General features: G+C 32.5%; 16 protein-coding genes. 12 read left to right on the top strand and 4 right to left on the bottom strand.

Translation table 11 applies throughout. The features are described from left to right. Window positions 1-67 precede the first annotated feature (67 nt). The 6 genes from J4T76_RS11090 (at window position 68) to J4T76_RS11065 (ending at window position 5,204) form a co-directional block, all read left to right on the top strand. Window positions 68-688 (top strand): carboxymuconolactone decarboxylase family protein, encoded by a 621-nt coding sequence (locus tag J4T76_RS11090; protein WP_267355206.1) that lies wholly within the window; start codon window positions 68-70, stop codon window positions 686-688. A 101-nt stretch (window positions 689-789) separates the two neighbouring features. Beyond that, complete coding sequence (locus tag J4T76_RS11085; RefSeq protein ID WP_267346321.1) at window positions 790-1,221, top strand: cupin domain-containing protein; 432 nt, start codon at window positions 790-792, stop codon at window positions 1,219-1,221. A 42-nt stretch (window positions 1,222-1,263) separates the two neighbouring features. Beyond that, a complete protein-coding gene (locus J4T76_RS11080) occupies window positions 1,264-2,283 on the top strand; it encodes an alpha/beta hydrolase (RefSeq protein ID WP_267355831.1) in 1,020 nt (339 codons plus the stop codon). A gap of 909 nt (window positions 2,284-3,192) precedes the next feature. After that, the gene (locus tag J4T76_RS11075) at window positions 3,193-3,714 is read left to right on the top strand and encodes an SMI1/KNR4 family protein (protein ID WP_267342050.1); all 522 of its coding nucleotides are present in this window, start codon (window positions 3,193-3,195) and stop codon (window positions 3,712-3,714) included. A gap of 586 nt (window positions 3,715-4,300) precedes the next feature. After that, window positions 4,301-4,507: a hypothetical protein gene (locus J4T76_RS11070; protein ID WP_267342049.1), complete on the top strand. Its 207-nt coding sequence runs from the start codon at window positions 4,301-4,303 to the stop codon at window positions 4,505-4,507. Between the two features lie 271 nt (window positions 4,508-4,778). Beyond that, entirely contained in the window at window positions 4,779-5,204 is a 426-nt protein-coding gene (locus J4T76_RS11065) for a hypothetical protein (protein ID WP_267342047.1), read from the top strand. 318 nt (window positions 5,205-5,522) lie between these two features. On the opposite strand, the gene cmoB is transcribed toward J4T76_RS11065, so the two are convergent. Together cmoB and cmoA are read right to left on the bottom strand one after the other, a co-directional pair. Further along, entirely contained in the window at window positions 5,523-6,491 is a 969-nt protein-coding gene (gene cmoB / locus J4T76_RS11060) for a tRNA 5-methoxyuridine(34)/uridine 5-oxyacetic acid(34) synthase CmoB (RefSeq protein ID WP_267342046.1), read from the bottom strand. A gap of 30 nt (window positions 6,492-6,521) precedes the next feature. Next, a complete protein-coding gene (cmoA, locus tag J4T76_RS11055) occupies window positions 6,522-7,292 on the bottom strand; it encodes a carboxy-S-adenosyl-L-methionine synthase CmoA (RefSeq protein ID WP_267342045.1) in 771 nt (256 codons plus the stop codon). A 32-nt stretch (window positions 7,293-7,324) separates the two neighbouring features. Between cmoA and J4T76_RS11050 the strand changes: the two genes are divergently transcribed. Both J4T76_RS11050 and rnd read left to right on the top strand, forming a co-directional pair. Next, window positions 7,325-8,494, top strand: coding sequence for a metallophosphoesterase (locus tag J4T76_RS11050; protein WP_267346324.1), 1,170 nt, complete (start codon window positions 7,325-7,327; stop codon window positions 8,492-8,494). Window positions 8,495-8,505: 11 nt separating this feature from the next. Further along, on the top strand, window positions 8,506-9,588 hold the full coding sequence (rnd, locus tag J4T76_RS11045; RefSeq protein ID WP_267342042.1) for a ribonuclease D: 1,083 nt from the start codon (window positions 8,506-8,508) through the stop codon (window positions 9,586-9,588). A 26-nt stretch (window positions 9,589-9,614) separates the two neighbouring features. Here rnd and J4T76_RS11040 read toward each other — a convergent pair whose 3' ends face one another. Then, window positions 9,615-10,307, bottom strand: coding sequence for a 5'-methylthioadenosine/adenosylhomocysteine nucleosidase (locus J4T76_RS11040; RefSeq protein ID WP_267342041.1), 693 nt, complete (start codon window positions 10,305-10,307; stop codon window positions 9,615-9,617). An 86-nt stretch (window positions 10,308-10,393) separates the two neighbouring features. On the opposite strand from J4T76_RS11040, the gene J4T76_RS11035 reads away from it, so the two are divergent. Together J4T76_RS11035 and J4T76_RS11030 are read left to right on the top strand one after the other, a co-directional pair. Then, a complete protein-coding gene (locus tag J4T76_RS11035; RefSeq protein ID WP_267342040.1) occupies window positions 10,394-11,179 on the top strand; it encodes an SDR family oxidoreductase in 786 nt (261 codons plus the stop codon). 27 nt (window positions 11,180-11,206) lie between these two features. Then, window positions 11,207-12,076: a co-chaperone YbbN gene (locus J4T76_RS11030; RefSeq protein ID WP_267355210.1), complete on the top strand. Its 870-nt coding sequence runs from the start codon at window positions 11,207-11,209 to the stop codon at window positions 12,074-12,076. Window positions 12,077-12,325: 249 nt separating this feature from the next. On the opposite strand, the gene map is transcribed toward J4T76_RS11030, so the two are convergent. Further along, window positions 12,326-13,114 carry a type I methionyl aminopeptidase gene (map, locus tag J4T76_RS11025; protein WP_267342038.1) on the bottom strand — a complete coding sequence of 263 codons (789 nt, stop codon included), beginning with the start codon at window positions 13,112-13,114 and terminating at the stop codon, window positions 12,326-12,328. Window positions 13,115-13,330: 216 nt separating this feature from the next. Here map and rlmC point away from each other — a divergent pair, with 216 nt between their 5' ends. Together rlmC and J4T76_RS11015 are read left to right on the top strand one after the other, a co-directional pair. Beyond that, complete coding sequence (rlmC, locus tag J4T76_RS11020) at window positions 13,331-14,476, top strand: 23S rRNA (uracil(747)-C(5))-methyltransferase RlmC (protein ID WP_267342037.1); 1,146 nt, start codon at window positions 13,331-13,333, stop codon at window positions 14,474-14,476. Between the two features lie 300 nt (window positions 14,477-14,776). Then, complete coding sequence (locus tag J4T76_RS11015; protein WP_267355833.1) at window positions 14,777-16,972, top strand: TonB-dependent hemoglobin/transferrin/lactoferrin family receptor; 2,196 nt, start codon at window positions 14,777-14,779, stop codon at window positions 16,970-16,972. Window positions 16,973-17,239 lie beyond the last annotated feature (267 nt).

The following is a 17,239-nucleotide window of genomic DNA, read 5'->3' as shown; positions in this document are numbered from 1 at the left end:
AATAGTCAAAATCTAGGGTGGTTAGCAAAAGTTTGCAGTATTAACTAATTGTTTAAGGGCAAAGGCTATGAATATTTTAACACCAAAACAAGGATCGATTGTTACTATTTCCGCTTTTATGTCTAAAGGCGATATGATTGGCTTAAAGCAAGCTTTCATTGATGGATTGAATCAAGGATTAACCATCAATGAAATTAAAGAAATTTTAGTTCAACTTTATGCCTATGTAGGTTTTCCAAGAAGTTTAAATGGTTTGAGTGCCTTTAAAGCGCTACTAGAAGAACGTCAAAAAGAAGGCATTACTGACACAGTTGGTTCTACTTCGGCACCATTACCGACTAATTTAAGCGCTTTAGAGTTGGGTACAAAAATTCAAACAAAAGTTGTAGGCAAACCGGTTACGGGTGGCATTATGGATTTTTCACCTACTATTGATCAATTTTTAAAAGCCCATCTTTTTGGCGATATTTTTGGTCGAGATATTTTGAGTTATGAAGATAGAGAGATAGCGACATTAGCGGCGCTATCAACCTTGCAAGGTGCCGATAGTCAGATTAAATCTCATGTTCAAATTGCGCAAAATGTCGGGGTATCTCCCACTCAATTAGATGGCATTGCGAATATTTTAAAATCAAAAATTGGTGAAATCGAATTTGAACGATTCAACCGTACAGTAAAAGGCCAATAAAAAATTACAACCAAATGGATATAGTAAATATATCCATGTTTCACAAAATAAGTTTTATTACACAGATAGCTTTAAATCATTTCCTGACGAGGATAGTTATTATGAAAATAATCAGTCAATCTGAATTTGAAAAACATAATTTATTTGGACAGGGTGAGCCGAATGTAAATTATGCTAAATATTTTATTGGTCAATCTTATCTAAATTTATTAACAGCAAAGTCTCCTTTATTAGTTGCAAATGTCACATTTGAACCTGGCTGTCGAAATAATTGGCATATTCATCATGCATCACAAGGTGGGGGGCAAATTTTATTATGTATAGCTGGTAGCGGTTGGTATCAAAAATATGGGGATAAGCCCATAAGTTTAGAGCCCGGTATGGTTATCACCATTCCTGCGAATGTAAAACATTGGCATGGCGCTAAGATTGACTCATGGTTTAGCCATATCGCTATCGAAGTGCCGGGTGAGGATACCTATAATGAATGGTGTGAAGCGGTATCTGAAGAAGATTTCCAAAAATTATGCTAATTAATTAGATTTAAAACATTAATTTCAATGTGAGATATTGACATGAATGATATACATTCTCAAATTACAGTTCCACCTCAGACAATTCAGTTAGAACAACGTTGGGATAAGATTTTTCTGCAAAGTGATAAAGTTGAGCATTTTAAAGTCACGTTTAAAAATCGTTATGGCATTACGCTTGCCGCAGATCTATATCGCCCAAAAAACAGCCCAGATAAATTATCTGCTATTGTTGTCGCAGGACCATTTGGCGCCGTAAAAGAGCAGGTATCAGGTTTTTATGCGCAAACTCTAGCAGAGCGAGGATTTATTGCTTTGGCATTTGATCCCTCTTTTACTGGTGAAAGCAGTGGGTTACCGCGTAATCAAGCATCAGTTGAAATCAATACCGAAGATTTTAGTGCCGCTATTGATTATCTTGGAGCTATAGATTGCGTTGAGCGGGAGCACATTGGCATTTTGGGGATTTGTGGTTGGGGTGGTATGGCTTTAAATGCCTCATCGATTGATACACGAATTAAAGCAGTAGCAACCGTTGTCATGTACGATATGAGTCGAGTTATTTCTAAAGGTTATAATGATAGCATGACAGAAGGGCAACGATTAGCAATGAAACAGTCATTGAATAATAGCCGTTGGGACGATTCACAAAATAGTTATGCCACGTTGAATCCAAGAAACAACATTACCGTTGATCAAATCACGGATGAAACACCACAATTTATTGCAGATTATTCTCTTTTTTATACCACTAAACGTGGTTTTCATATTCGTTCTGTCAATTCAAATCCGAATGGTTCATGGGTGTTAAGTATGCCACTTTCATTTATTAATCAGTCGTTATTGAATCATGCCCATGAAATTGAGTGCCCAACATTAATTATCGCCGGTGAAAAAGCGCATTCTCGTTACTTTTCAGAAGATGCGTTTAAAATGGTTGGCAGTAAAAATAAAGAATTAATGATTATTCCTAATGCGGTGCATACTGATTTATATGATAATACCACCAATAAAATTCCCTTTGATAAATTAGAACATTTTTTTAAAGATAGTTTGATATGAGATTTGTTATAAATGTCTGTATTAAATACTATTTACATTGAAATACAGTAAGTTAACAGTATAATTAATTTATTATTTTAACGGTAAAAAATGAGAGAAATTCATAGATAGTTTTAAGTAAATTATGCTCAAATTCTGCTGATAAAATAAATACATATTTATTGCGGTTTGCTATGGCTTTAAAATACTTGCTCATGATGATATGTTCTTTTTCATTTTAGCGCTATTTTCAAATGTCTTTCAAGGTACCAGTAAAAAATGCAGTACAGGAAAAATGTAATAAACACAAAGTAAAAATTTTAAGTCATATTTTGAAAGTGTTTTCAATTATATTTAAAATCGAATTTGTTTTAAAAATTTGCTAGCCTCAATTTGATAAATCGTAGAAAAAAAGTATAGTGATGTTAATATAACTATATGTAATAACAATGAATGTTTATTCATTTCTTTCAACATATTAATCCTGATTAAATAGAACAAAATTTATACTTTTTACTTAATATACATAATATACACAATTATAAGTGCACATAATCCTAATTTTTAAGTAAATTCTAGAATTTATAAAAATACATTTTCTTTAATTTTCCAAATAATCAGAAACGGAAAAAATACATCCCAGTTTTTTGTTAAAATCAGTTTAGCTAAATACTTTGAACTGTGACAAATTTATCATCAATTTGATTGTAAATTTACAAAATTATCGATAGTAGCTCCCAATATCATTTTTTTGTCATTATCTTTTACTCTCAGAATGGATTTCGTTATTTATATGATTTATAATGTTTTTATAGAAATGCAAAATACTGCATATTTGAATATAGTAATATTAAAATTGAACAAGTCATAGGGTGATTACCATAGGAAAGTTAACTAGTTAACTAGTTAACATAATAAAGGAAATGTAAAATGGCATTGATACTTGAGAATAGTCAACAAAAATTAACCTACGATGATATTATTGAATTTAACCGATTATTTGATGAAAAAATTCCCTCTTCTTTTCTCGATTTTTTCCATGAATTTAATGGCGGTGATTTTCCTAACGTAAATGATCATAATTGTGAATATTTGAGTGGTTTTTATAGCATAAAATATGGCAATTCGACTATCACTAGAATTTATAATGAATTTTTGTTAAATAATCCAGAATTGCAATTCATGTTACCTTTTGCTTATGATCATAATCTTAATAGTTATCTCATCTCATTAAAAGAGGAAGATTATGGAACTATTTATTTATGGTCAAATGAAGCGCAGGGCATAGCTCATGTTTCAGATTCCTTTGATGATTTTATTCAATTATTTGATCAATTTATCGATGGAGTTAAGATAAAACAAGTCAGTAATAATATAAAAAATCGGTTAATGCAAACCTTTATCATAGTCGGAACCATTTTAATTGCTTGGTTTATTTTTTTGAAAAAATAAACAATTATATTTGTTTACCTTACAGCAGATTTCTTGCAATACCGCAATATCGGGATTACAAATCATTGTTATTTCCCATTGTACGGTATTTTGTATACGGGTAAGGAGTTTGATCTTTATCGGTCATTACTGCGACTTTGAGGGGTTGAAGCGACAGCATTGCTACCTGTAACCAAGGATTAACGTTTTATTGTATTATTATTGCACAAATTTTGTTGGCAATCAGATGATAATTTAAAAAATGGTTCTGTTTGTTCAGCTAGACAAGAATAGATAATTGGAGAGTATTATTAACCGTTGGTACATAATTCACCGTTACTGGTTTTATGGCGGTAAAAGTTATTAATTATTATAATGGATAAATTGTGAACGGCTTCCATAACCAGCATCAATTGATTTAGGTTAACTTATAGAAAATTACTCTTTAATTTATTTGTAAATAAACTATTTTCATAATGCTTAGATAATGAAAATGGACAAAATAAAACCCACTCTTAGCTTGATTTATTGCTGCATCAGCGTTTATATATAGGAGGTGATAAGTGTTGTACTTATCATTCATATAATTTTACTGGAGGAGCTTATAATGGTACAAAAATTTGCTGCATACGGTAGTGATGTGTCAGCGGGCACTTTCAAATGTGCTGATTGTGGCTATGTATATTCAAATCAGAGTAAAAAATCGTTGCCTCCTTGCCCAGATCATAACAAAAAACCTCATAGTAAAAATGGGTGGTATGTTATGTCTGGTCAAGGTGATTCAGTTAAAGATCCTCACCCAAATAAGAAATAACTTTTTTTGTTATAATTTAAGGTAACCAATGTGTTACCTTTTTTATTTTATATGCACGCCATTGCTATAATTCTTAAATACTCTTTTTATTCTTAAATTTTGTGTAATATAATTATCATTTTGTATTTATTTAAGTAAAAACATTAAAATTTGCTAAGAAAAATAAAGCATTACTCTTATTTACCGAAGAATATAGGCATGCACAGGCTGAGAGAAGCATAAACTTCACCGTAATAAGAGGAGTGATAAAGTAGGATTAAAGGATAAAATAATGAGAAATTTGTTTAAATTAATCGTTTTAGGTGCTGGTGTGATGTTTTTTTCATCCGTTTATAGCAATAATGATTTGCCTTTGGTTAATAAAGTAAGTTTAGCAATTGTTGAAAGCGCCAAAAGATCCCTATTAGGTGAAAAAGGAAAATTTCCCTTTAAAACCGAAGATGGAACTGAAATTACTAATATTAGCTACAATAGTAATAATATTTTATTTGAATTTAACATCCCATCTGACAGTCAAACCATACTTGCTCAGCATATCGCTGAAGATCTTAGAATGAGATTTAATCAAGAATTTTGTCATAATGAAGATTTGATTAATGTACTGAATTATTACGATATCCATTTTTTATTCCGCTTTAAATATACTGATCATCGAAATGTACCAGCAATACTTTCGATTAAAGAAATTTGTCAATGAAATGAACTAACTTCAAAATAATCTCTATTAATTAGATGGTTATAAAACTGGTTTGGTAAGTTGATAATGAAAGGTATGGATTAAAATTTAATAAATAAAGTGATTTTATACTCAAACGTATAGTTCACCTCAAACTTTTTTACAAATTTTTCATGATTTTTGAAATAATCCAAATAGCAATAGGGAACATCATTGGTTAGTAAACCTCATTTTCATCTTGTCGAACCTAAAAATCAGTGTTATTCAAATTAATCATTTACCCCCTCATCATTATTATTAGATAAGGGGGACTAAAAGAGGGAGTTTGAGTGACAAACGTTACTTCTTAGCTACAAAAACTGCCCGCATTGGTGCTGGGTAGCCTTCAATGGTTTTACTTGAATCGTTTGGATCTAAGAAATCCGCTAATGAATCTGAAGTCATCCAGTCAGTTTTACGTTGTTCATCCAAACTTGTTACTGATTTATCAACCATCTTAATCTCAGAAAATCCACATTTGTGTAACCAATTCATCATAGTTGGTACCGATGGAATAAAGTAGACATTGCGCATTTGAGCATAACGTTCACCTGGCATTAATGCTTCATGTAGCTCACCATCGATAACTAAAGTTTCAAGTATTAGCTGCCCACCATCAACCAATTGATCTTTCAATTGAAATAGATGATCCAAAGGAGAACGTCTGTGATATAAAACCCCCATTGAAAAAACCGTATCAAAAGCATTGAGTTTAGGCAACTCTTCAATGCCAAGCGGTAATAAATGTGCACGTTGATCATTACCCAACAATTTCCGAATAGCTTCAAATTGACAAAGGTAAAGTGCCACAGGATCAATACCAACCGCTAGTTTTGCGCCTGCGCCAACCATTCGCCATAAATGATAGCCACTATTGCATCCCACATCCAATACAGTTTGTCCTTCAAGATTATTAATATGAGTAATTAACCGTTCCCATTTCCAATCTGAACGCCATTCAGTATCGACATTAATACCGTAAAGATGAAAAGGACCTTTACGCCAAGGCATCATATTCTTAAGCAATTGAGTTATACGTTGTTGGTGACCGTCTGAAATGGGGTGGTTACTTTCGACCGTGACACTGTTTAATAGATCAATTTGATGAGGTTCGATCACAGGTAAATGTTTGACGCTATTGACCCATTGATTAAAACGGTTATCAATATTATTTTTTTGCCAATTGGCAAGTTGTGCAGGTAAGACTTCAAGCCATTTGTTAAGTTTATTTTTTGCGATAATCTGGTAAAAATCACCAAAATCAATCATTCTTTTTCCCTTTTTTTATAAATTAATGCGTTACTTAATGGCAATTATTGAGCCAAAATTGAAACATTGAAACCAAGTGTCAATGTGTTTAAAACCCGCATCGGATAGACGCTTTTTATGGATTTCGATGGTATCAGTTAGCATAACGTTTTCTAGCATATTACGCTTTTGACTAATTTCCAGTTCACTATAACCATTTGCACGTTTAAAATCATGGTGCATATTAAACAGCAATTCATCAACGGTTGAATCATTAAAGCTAAATTTTTCGGACAGCACTAAAACACCGTTAGGTTTCAATGCTTGATAGATTTTATTTAAAACTTGTTGGCGGTTTTCTGGTGTTAAAAATTGTAAAGTAAAATTGAGTACGACCATTGAGGCATTTCGAATTTCAATATTGCAAATATCGTCACAAATCACATCGACAGGAGTATCAGCTTTATAAGATTCGATATGTCTTTTACAACGTTCAACCATTGGCTGTGAATTATCAACAGCAATAATACGACAGTTTTTATTATTGACATTACGACGAATGGATAGGGTTGCTGCTCCTAATGAACAACCTAAATCGTAAACTTTTGAATTAGGCTGAACAAATCTTTCTGCGAGCATACCAATCATGGAAATAATATTTGAATAACCCGGTACTGAACGTTGAACCATATCAGGAAATACTTCAGCCACTTTTTCATCGAATGTCCAATCGCCTAACTTATCAATTGGTGTGGAAAATAATTGGTCTTTTTTAATATCCATAAAACTTATTAGCGCTAATGAAATAAATTCTGTTATCATAACATTTTTTGAGTTCTATTGTTTGGATAATTATGACTATTGCAGATCTCATAGCCATTTCTATCGCTATCATCATGTGTGGCTCAATGGCTGTCTATTTAGGAAAACGATGGCAATTTTGGTTTAACTTTTCTTTAACAAGTTATTATCAAATGGCTTATTGGACAGTTGTTGTTATGGTGGGATTATCTTTAGTTTTATCAAGATTATCTGAAAGCATTTCTACTTATTGGTTACCCCTAATTTTAAATGCCGTTAGTGCGATAATGATTTGCTGTCTTTTAGTTACAATACTATTTGATATTGGGCGCTGGATCAGTAAAAAAAAATTAAAACCTCAATTAACAACTAAATTTGTCTATTTTATCGCTGTGTTTTCATTATGTTATTATGGTCATGAAATGGCGATAGAGCCTAGTATAGTTAACTACCAAGTTAAAATTGATAAAAAGGCAAAGGTTAATAAACTGCGTATTGTGCAACTGAGTGATATACACATTAATGACATGACTTTTCCTGATAGGATTCAACAAATGGTTGATAAGGTAAATCAGCTCAATGCGGATTTTATTGTCATTACAGGCGATACATTGGATAGACAGCTAAAACCCTTTGTAGATAAAGGTTTTAATAAGCAATTTCAAAGGTTTGAGTCAAAATATGGTACGTATATTATTTTTGGTAATCATGAATATTTGAATATTAAACACGAAAGCAATCATGAACAAGATATTATCAATGCTTATGAACAAGCCAATATGAAAGTTTTAAAAGATGATGTAGTTTATCTTGAGGAAGTAGGTATTACATTCATCGGTCGGGATGATTTTTCTTCTTCGCGTTATGATATTAAACGAGCATCATTATCAGACCTTATAATGTTTGCTGATACGAATAAACCAATAATATTGTTGGATCATCAACCACATGATCTAAATGAACCCGCAAATTTAGGTGTCGATTTAATGATTTCCGGACATACTCATGCTGGGCAAATATTTCCTATTAACCTTATTGAAAAATTAATCTATCAAAACAGTTATGGGATATATAAAAATATAAAACAGAATTTTACTAGCATTGTAAGTAGTGGATTTGGCTTTTGGGGACCTCCCATTCGACTAATGACACGTTCCGAAATAGTGGAGATTGAGGTAATTTTTGATAAAAAATCCACTCAATTAATCAATTTTTCTCAATAGGAATTTAAAGTTTGTCTTATCAATATATTGTTAATAATGATCAGTTAATTGATTATTGTTTAAAAATCGAAAACAGTACCGCTTTAGCTTTGGATACTGAGTTTGTTCGTACCCGAACGTTCTATCCTCATTTAGGACTTTTACAAGTTTTTAATGGTCAATACGCAGCACTCATTGATCCGATTAATATTACTGATTGGCAAGCTTTTTTGAACATTTTAACTAATTCTAATATTGAAAAATATTTTCATTCGTGCAGCGAAGATCTTGAAGTTTTTTTTCATCAATTTGGTTCCATTCCAACACCTATTATCGATAGCCAAATATTGGCTTCTTTTTTGGATAATCCATTAAGTAGTGGTTATGCAAACCTAGTTAATAAATATTTACAGGTAGATCTCGATAAAAGTGAAACGAGAACTGATTGGTTAAAAAGACCATTGACGGATAAACAGTGTGACTATGCAATTAATGATGTGTTGTATTTGTACCCCTTAATCCCTATTTTGAAAGCACAATTAAGTTCAAAAGGATATTTAGAATCAGCTTATCAAGAGTGCCAAATGGTCATTGCCCGTAAATGTCAAACAACAGATCCAAATGATGCTTATTTAAATATCAAGAACAGCTGGCAATTAAAAGGGCAAAGTCTCGGGCAATTATATAAATTGGCTCGTTGGCGTTATGAATTGGCGAAAGAACAAGATATCGCACTGAATTTTGTTGTGCATGAAAAGACATTATGGAACATCGCTCGATATTCACCAACATCATTAGTTCAACTTGGTACTTTGGGTTTAAAAGGTAAAGAAATTCGTTTATATGGTCAAAAAATATTAAATATTTTGTCAGAACCGGTTCCACAATTATCGCCAATTTGTAGGGTAAGCAGTTATCCTGATTATAAAAAAATCAGTGATGAATTAAAACAAGTCGCACAAGATATTTGTACTCATACGGGGCTTAATCAAGATTTATTACTATCACGGCGGTTGATTAATCAATATGTAAAATGGCAAGCGGACAAAAAGGGCAATCAACCAGAATTGTTATCTGGTTGGAGAGGGAACTTATTTAAACAATACGGTTTATAACCTTATTAAATACCGGTTATGAGCATTTAAGCAAGCTCACTTAACATTGATTCAACAATCAATGATGATTGAGTTGCGGCTAATTTTAAAAAAGATTGGAAATCAACTGCAGATTCACTATCTCCATTATCTGAAATCGCACGAACTACAACAAAGGGAATTTTAAATAACCAACAAACGTGTCCAATTGCTGCTGCTTCCATTTCAACCGCAATTGCGTCAGGGAAGGTTTGCTTTATTCTTTCTAAATTGGATTTACCATTAATAAAAGCATCACCACTTCCAATTGATCCTTCAACAGCATTAACACCCTGTTTTTGGATGCAGGTTTTGGCTAATAATTGATATTTTGGATCAGCTTTAAAAGTGACAGGGCAACCGGACATTTGACCTGGTTTATAACTAAAAGCGGTTAAATCAACATCATGGTAAAATACATCTCTCGAAACAATAATATCTCCAATGTTTAGTTCAGAAGAGAGTCCTCCTGCTGATCCAGTATTGATTACAGCATCAACTTGATAATTATTTAATAATAATGTAGTGCCAGAAGCTGCAGCTACTTTACCAATACCCGATTGCAGTAAAACAATTTCACAATTTGCGATTTTTCCAAGATGAAAGTCACATCCTAAATGGCGTTCGACATGGTAATGGGTTATTTTGCTTTTGAGTATAGTAACTTCTTCTTCCATTGCTGCAATAATGGCAATTTTCATCTGATCCTCTTGGCTTACATTGAGTAACTTGAATTTAGATGTGCTATCATAATTGCAATAAACAAACTTGACAATATGTGAATATAATGGAGCAAACAAAATTGCGAACGATTTTTATTACTGGTTGTTCTAGTGGAATTGGCTTAATTTCCGCTACTGCCTTAAAAAAACGTGGATATCGTGTCATTACCTCATGCCGTAAAGAATCCGATCAGAGAAAACTTATTGAGCAAGGTTTTGAATGTATTTTGCTTGATCTAGACAATCCTCAATCAGTTAATCGAGCTGCACAAGAAGTATTGGCATTAACTGAGGGTAAGTTATTTGCCTTATTCAATAACGCTGGTTTTGGGCTTTATGGACGATTAAACACGATGAATCGAGAGCAGTTAGAATCACAATTTTCGACTAATTTTTTTGCAGTGCATCAGTTAACTCAGTTGCTATTGCCAGCCATGTTATCACAAAATACAGGTCGAATTATTCAAACAAGTTCAATTGTTGGCATTATAGCAACACCAGGCCGAGGTGCTTACAGTGCAAGTAAATATGCATTAGAAGCTTGGTCTGATGTGCTACGATTAGAACTGAGTAATACAAATATTAAAGTTTGTTTAATTGAGCCAGGTCCATTAAACACTCATTTTTCTAATAATGTTAACCAAACAGAAAAAGAAAATATTGTGAAAAATCCTCCGATAGCAAAACGTTTTACTTTGCCTCCTGAAGCGATTTTACCTTATCTGTTTCATGCGTTAGAACATCCAAAACCGAAAATTCGTTACAGGGTAACAAAAGTAACCAAAATTGCTGCCATTGCTAAACGTTTGCTTCCTGACAGATTAATGGATAAAATTTTAAAGAACAAATAATAACTCATCATATTCCCAGGACATAATATGCAAAACCAATTCATTTTTGATGTTAATGAGCAAAATATTCAAAAGATCATTGAAAGCTCTTCTAAAAATCCTGTATTGTTTTATTTTTGGTCTCCTAGGAGCCCAAATTATGAAGCGATGACAGAAACATTAACGAAATTAGCAAATAAACATCATGGGCAGTTCGTTTTAGCCAGTGTAAACTGTGACGATCAGCAGATGTTAGCTGCACAATTTGGCTTACGCGCTATCCCTACTGTCTATTTATTTCAAAATGGACAACCTGTTGATGGTTTTCAAGGTCCTCAATCAGAGGAAACGATTAGCGCATTTTTAGAGAAAGTCTTACCAAATGAAGATGAACTTAAATTAATTGAAGCACAAACCTTGTTTAATGAAGCCAAATATGAACAGGCTTTACCATTATTAAGACAAGCATGGAAAACCTTGACTGATCATTTAGGTAAACCAAGAACGGATATCGCCTTAATGTTAGTGAAAGCCCAAATAGAACAAAAACAGCTAAGTGAAGCTAAAGAAGTTTTAGCTACAATTCCACTACAAGATCAAGACTCGGATTTTCATGGATTGCAAGCTGAAATTGAATTGCTTGAACAAGCAGCCAACTCACCAGAATTACAACAACTTCAAACTGAATTAACCAATCAGCCTGATAATGTTGAACTGATGATTCAATTATCATCTCAATTAATGCAGGTTGGGCGGCATGAAGAAGCACTTGAGTTATTATTTAAACCATTAACTCAAGATCTCAATGCGGGAGAAGGGCAAGTAAAAAAAACCTTACTTGATTTGCTTGCGGCTTTGGGAACGAGCAATCCTTTAGCAAGTGTTTATCGTCGTAAACTTTATACCCTGTTATATTAATTTTCATTAAATCGAAGCCCAAATGACTTTTTGTTTTTTTATGTGATTACTTTAACTATTTTAACCTTGGTTGTACAATAAATTGACAGTGTCGACCTTTATAAAGATTGTATAAAAGTAAAATATCTAAAAGTAAAGTTAATGGATTAAATAAAACAGGAATGAAATAGATTAAATCTAAGATATTCAGAATAAATTTATTGAAGTGAAGAGATTCAACAATGATAATATTGTTGAATCTTTTTTATTTTAATGTTCAATAATTCGTGGAAAATCCTCATTGCTACGCAATGTTAAAATTTCAACACCGTTATCCGTCACTAAAAGAGTATGTTCATATTGGGCAGAAAGTCCACGGTCTTTCGTTTTTACTGTCCAACCATCTTTCATTGTGCGAGTTCGCCAACCTCCGGTATTCACCATTGGTTCAATTGTAAAGGTCATTCCTGACTTCAAAATCACTCCACCATCATCAGCATCATAATGCAGAACTTGTGGTTCGTCGTGATATACTTCGCCAATGCCATGCCCACAATATTCGCGGACTGATGAAAAACCGAATTTATCAACATATTTTTGAATTGTCTTACCAATTTCTTTTAGACGAATACCAGGTTTGATAATTTTTATCGCTTCATATAAACTTTGTTGAGTTACTTGGCAAAGTTTTTCACCTGCGACCGTGGGTTTACCTGCTATATACATTCTAGAAGTATCACCATGATAACCATCTTTAATGACAGTTACGTCAATATTCAAAATATCCCCATCTTTTAATTTTTTATCAAAGCTTGGAATACCATGACAAACGACATCATTGATTGAAATGCAAGTAGTATGTTGGTAACCACTATAACCAATATTGGCGGGAATAGCTTTTTGAACATTGACAATATATTCGTAACAGATTTTATCAAGCTCACCAGTACTAATACCTGGTTTAACATAAGGTTCAATCATTTCTAAAACTTCAGCAGCAAGCTTACCTGCTACACGCATTTTTTCAATTTCTGCGGGGGTTTTTAACTTAATAGACATTAAAGTGTTCCTGTAATTTTCATGGCAATATCCTATCATATACCGTTGTTTCGTCAAATCATCACGATTAATAAATTAGTTTAATGAATTAAATACATAATTTTTCTGTAAAGAAGTTTCAGGTTAATGCTGTGTTTTAGTATAAAATTGAAAACTAATATTTATTAGCAAAGTTTAAGTATATAATTATTGATTATAAAAAAAGGTTATATAGTGATGCAATGTAGTTATTATCAACAAAGTAAATGTTCATCTTGTCAGTGGATCAAATATCCATATCTCACTCAACTTAATATGAAACAAAATGAAATTTTAAATCAGTTAATTTCATTCAAACCTTTGGAAGTTCAATCTCCTTTTGCTGGTAGCGAAACAGCTTTCCGTAATAAAGCTAAAATGGCTGTGCTTGGCACGGTAGAAAAACCGATTTTAGGTATTCAAAATGGCGATGAAAACGTTGATTTGTGTGATTGTCCTCTTTACACTCACAGTATGCAAAGCATTCTTAAAATTGTACGCAGTTATATTCGCAAACAAGGCTTAGTACCTTATAATATTAATAAGCGGAAAGGCGAATTAAAATTTATTATTATCAATGAGAGTGTCAGTGATGGCGAGCATAAATATATGCTAAGGTTCGTTGTAAAATCAGATAAATTCGTTCAAAAAATAAAAAATACTTATGAACAATTACAAGATAAAATTAGAAATCTTCTTGTTGTCTCAATCAATATTCAACCTGAACATGCGGCAATTTTAGAAGGCAGTGAAGAAATTATTCTGACTGATAACGCCTTTTTACCTATGATGTTAAATCATATTCCTCTTTATATTAAGCCAAAAAGCTTTTTTCAAACAAATACGTATATTGCAGAAAGTCTCTATAAAACAGCGAGTGCATGGGTTGCAAGTTTGCAGATTAATTCAATTTGGGATCTTTTTTGTGGTGTAGGGGGCTTTGGTTTAAGTTGTGTCAATAATGCTACATCAAATGATATCAAATTAACAGGTATTGAAATTAATTCTGATGCAATAGAGTGTGCAACAAAAACAGCAGAAATTTTAGATTTTAAACATTTGACATTCAAATCACTTGATGCAACGCACTACGCCATTGCGACACAAGATATACCCGATTTAGTACTACTTAACCCTCCTCGTCGTGGAGCAGGTAAAGATTTGATGCAATACTTAGAACGTGTTAAACCAAACTATGTTTTATACTCTAGCTGTAATTTGACCTCCTTAACTGAGGATTTAAGACATTTAACCCATTATCAAATATTAAAAGTTCAGTTATTTGATATGTTTCCTCATACATCACATATGGAAATTTTAGTTTTACTAGCGAAAAAAATTTAATTCGATTTTGATTAGTCGGTAATGGCTAATCAATGTTCTTCAAATTTATTTTCCTTATTGATTTTAAAGAATTTAACAGTAATGACACTTTTATTTTAATAATTTAATCATACTTTTGCGCATCTTTATAATTAAACTTTTCTTTGTTAATCCATTTCACATTACAAGTATTTAATACAAACAAAAATGATAATAATTATTATTATCATTGATTGCCATTAAAAAATTTGTTAGATTAATAGAAAAATATGATAAATATCAAAATTTGGACCATTAATTAATATGCTTTATGGTGTCAGGATGAAAGTAAATAATATTTTTTTAACGTTCTTTATAGCTTCAATATCCTTGCCAGTATTTGCGGATACAGATGAATTGGAAACGATTACTGTGACAGCTAGTCGACAAAAAAAAGCAAAATTAACCATTCCTGAAACCGTTGATATCATCAGTAAAAAGACTATTGATGATCATCAAATGACAACAATGGAAGATTTAGTCCGTTATCTTCCTGGTATTTCAGTAAATAGACAGACATCTGGAACAGATCCTTTTGGCAATTTGGGCGGGATCCGAATTCGAGGAATGGCCGGAAATCGGGTACAGTTGCAAGTTGATGGTGCAAGGGTTATCGAAGGGTTACAAGACGGTAATCGGAATTTTATCGATTTATCAACAATTAAAAATGTTGAAATTGTGCGTGGACCTGGTTCTGTTTTATGGGGAGCTGATGCATTGGGTGGAGTAGTTGCATTCAAAACTATTGATCCGATGGATGTATTGAAAAATAAACCTTATGCAGTACAAATTAAAGGTGCTTATGATAGCTTAAATAATCAAAATACGAAAACAAGCATGCTCGCATTAGAATTGATGCAAAATTTAGAAGCACTTATCCATTTCAGTCGGCGTGACTACCAAGAAATAACGCTAAAAAAAGCTAAAGCGAATGGCGGTATTTGGGGATGTCCTCGAGGTGAAGAGGCAATCAGATGTAATAAACTGAATCCATTAGATGCTAAAACTGAAAATTTGTTATCAAAATTGGTCTTTCATAATGATAATCATGAAACGAAATTGACTTTTGAAAATTTCCGTTCTAACTCTTTAGTTAAACAATTATACGATTATGGTCTACAATTATCCGGTACCTTTAATGGCGATTTTAAGAGAACACAAATACAGTTAAGAAAGCGTTATGCGATAGAAGACTCCTGGTCTCCAGTTTTTCCTTTTGTAGATCAAATTAAAACGATGATCTCTTTTTCTCCTCAAGAGCGTTACCTAAAATCTCGCCATCAACAAATCGATAGAAAGGGTAATTCCATTTATACTTATATCACTAATGATTATAAAGAGAAATTTTGGCAAATTGATTTACAATTCAGTTCTAATTTTGATCTCTTCGGTACAGAACATGATTTAGTTTATGGATTCCAGGGAGATATTACCCACAGTGATTATCGTAATGAAAATTCAAAAAATGGTATAACAACCATCGGAGGTGGATTTAATTTTGCTAATTCTAAAACTCGACGAGCAGACGTTTATTTGCAAGATGAGTTTTATATAATTACTGAGCGTTTTCAAGTTAAACCTGGCTTACGTTATGCAACCTATAAAATTAAGCCTGAAATTGATAACTATTATTCTATTATTCCAGGAAAAGAGCCACATATATTAACTTCTTATCGCTTGATTCCTCAATTAGGAACAATATTTAACATCACAAATCAATACTCTGTTTATGCCCGCTATGCAGAAGGCTTTAAAATGCCAACTGCTCAACAGTTATATACTTCTTTACCTTCAGTATCGATGAATTTGATCCCTAATCCAAATTTAAAACCCGAAAAAGTTAAATCCTACGAAGTAGGGGTAAGGGGTGATTATTCCAATGGTTGGTTTAGCTTTGGTGCTTTTAAGGCTGACTATAGTAACTTTATTAAAAACTTTATTCGTGTAGGACCTAAAGATTATATGTATAAAAATTTATCAAAAGTAAATCTTTGGGGATTGGAATCATCTACCGAATGGCAGCTTTCAAGTAACTGGACATTAAATACTTCTGCATCTTATCAATATGGTAATAAGCTTGAAAATTTCGGAAAAAAGAAATCCTATTTTAATGAGGCAATGCCTTTACAAGGTACAGTAGAGATTAAATGGCATATTCCTGAATACAATATTGATACTGAAATACTTGGAACGTTTGCGAAAGCTGTGACACGCGTATCAAAAGATAATTTTGCAAGCGATGAAGTATTTAAACCTAAAGGTTATGCTGTTTATGATGCTTACCTGAATTGGCATTCCAGTAAAACTATCACTTTTAGGGTGTCAGTATTAAATATTTTCGATCGACGTTATTTTAAGTGGCCAATGTTTAGTACTTATTATAAAAATCCACAAGATAATATAAAAGTAACCAATCCGATTGAGCTACAAACTGCACCTGGTAGAAACTTTACTGTTGATGTAGTAATGAATTTTTAACCGAACTTTGGAACAACAAGGGAGCCACCAGTTCAGATTGAAAAGTAAAATAGGTCGCTCAAATTATTTTCTTATTTCCAGAGATTGCACAAAAGTTACTTGATTAAGTTTTCAATAGATTCTCTAAAGGCAAAAAACAGCGCTTAATTTTTGCATGGATTGTATTACCTAAACCTGATTGTATATTAATGAATGGAACGGCAAATGCATTAGATAAATATTCAAAACATCGATCACTTAAATTGTTACAAACTAACTCATTAACGA

This window comes from Gilliamella sp. B3022, from assembly GCF_028751545.1.
Taxonomy (GTDB): domain Bacteria; phylum Pseudomonadota; class Gammaproteobacteria; order Enterobacterales; family Orbaceae; genus Gilliamella.
The sequence above is the reverse complement of the archived record's forward strand: the minus strand, read 5'-3'. Positions and strand labels throughout refer to the sequence as shown.

Coding starts and splice junctions, on each gene's coding strand:
- J4T76_RS11065 (WP_267342047.1), top strand. CDS start 4,779: ATGAGAAATTTGTTTAAATTAATCGTTTTAGGTGCTGGTGTGATGTTT.
- J4T76_RS11080 (WP_267355831.1), top strand. CDS start 1,264: ATGAATGATATACATTCTCAAATTACAGTTCCACCTCAGACAATTCAG.
- J4T76_RS11085 (WP_267346321.1), top strand. CDS start 790: ATGAAAATAATCAGTCAATCTGAATTTGAAAAACATAATTTATTTGGA.
- cmoB (WP_267342046.1), bottom strand. CDS start 6,491: ATGATTGATTTTGGTGATTTTTACCAGATTATCGCAAAAAATAAACTT.
- map (WP_267342038.1), bottom strand. CDS start 13,114: ATGTCTATTAAGTTAAAAACCCCCGCAGAAATTGAAAAAATGCGTGTA.
- cmoA (WP_267342045.1), bottom strand. CDS start 7,292: ATGATAACAGAATTTATTTCATTAGCGCTAATAAGTTTTATGGATATT.
- J4T76_RS11070 (WP_267342049.1), top strand. CDS start 4,301: ATGGTACAAAAATTTGCTGCATACGGTAGTGATGTGTCAGCGGGCACT.
- J4T76_RS11050 (WP_267346324.1), top strand. CDS start 7,325: ATGACTATTGCAGATCTCATAGCCATTTCTATCGCTATCATCATGTGT.
- J4T76_RS11030 (WP_267355210.1), top strand. CDS start 11,207: ATGCAAAACCAATTCATTTTTGATGTTAATGAGCAAAATATTCAAAAG.
- rlmC (WP_267342037.1), top strand. CDS start 13,331: ATGCAATGTAGTTATTATCAACAAAGTAAATGTTCATCTTGTCAGTGG.
- J4T76_RS11035 (WP_267342040.1), top strand. CDS start 10,394: ATGGAGCAAACAAAATTGCGAACGATTTTTATTACTGGTTGTTCTAGT.
- J4T76_RS11040 (WP_267342041.1), bottom strand. CDS start 10,307: ATGAAAATTGCCATTATTGCAGCAATGGAAGAAGAAGTTACTATACTC.
- J4T76_RS11015 (WP_267355833.1), top strand. CDS start 14,777: ATGAAAGTAAATAATATTTTTTTAACGTTCTTTATAGCTTCAATATCC.
- J4T76_RS11090 (WP_267355206.1), top strand. CDS start 68: ATGAATATTTTAACACCAAAACAAGGATCGATTGTTACTATTTCCGCT.
- J4T76_RS11075 (WP_267342050.1), top strand. CDS start 3,193: ATGGCATTGATACTTGAGAATAGTCAACAAAAATTAACCTACGATGAT.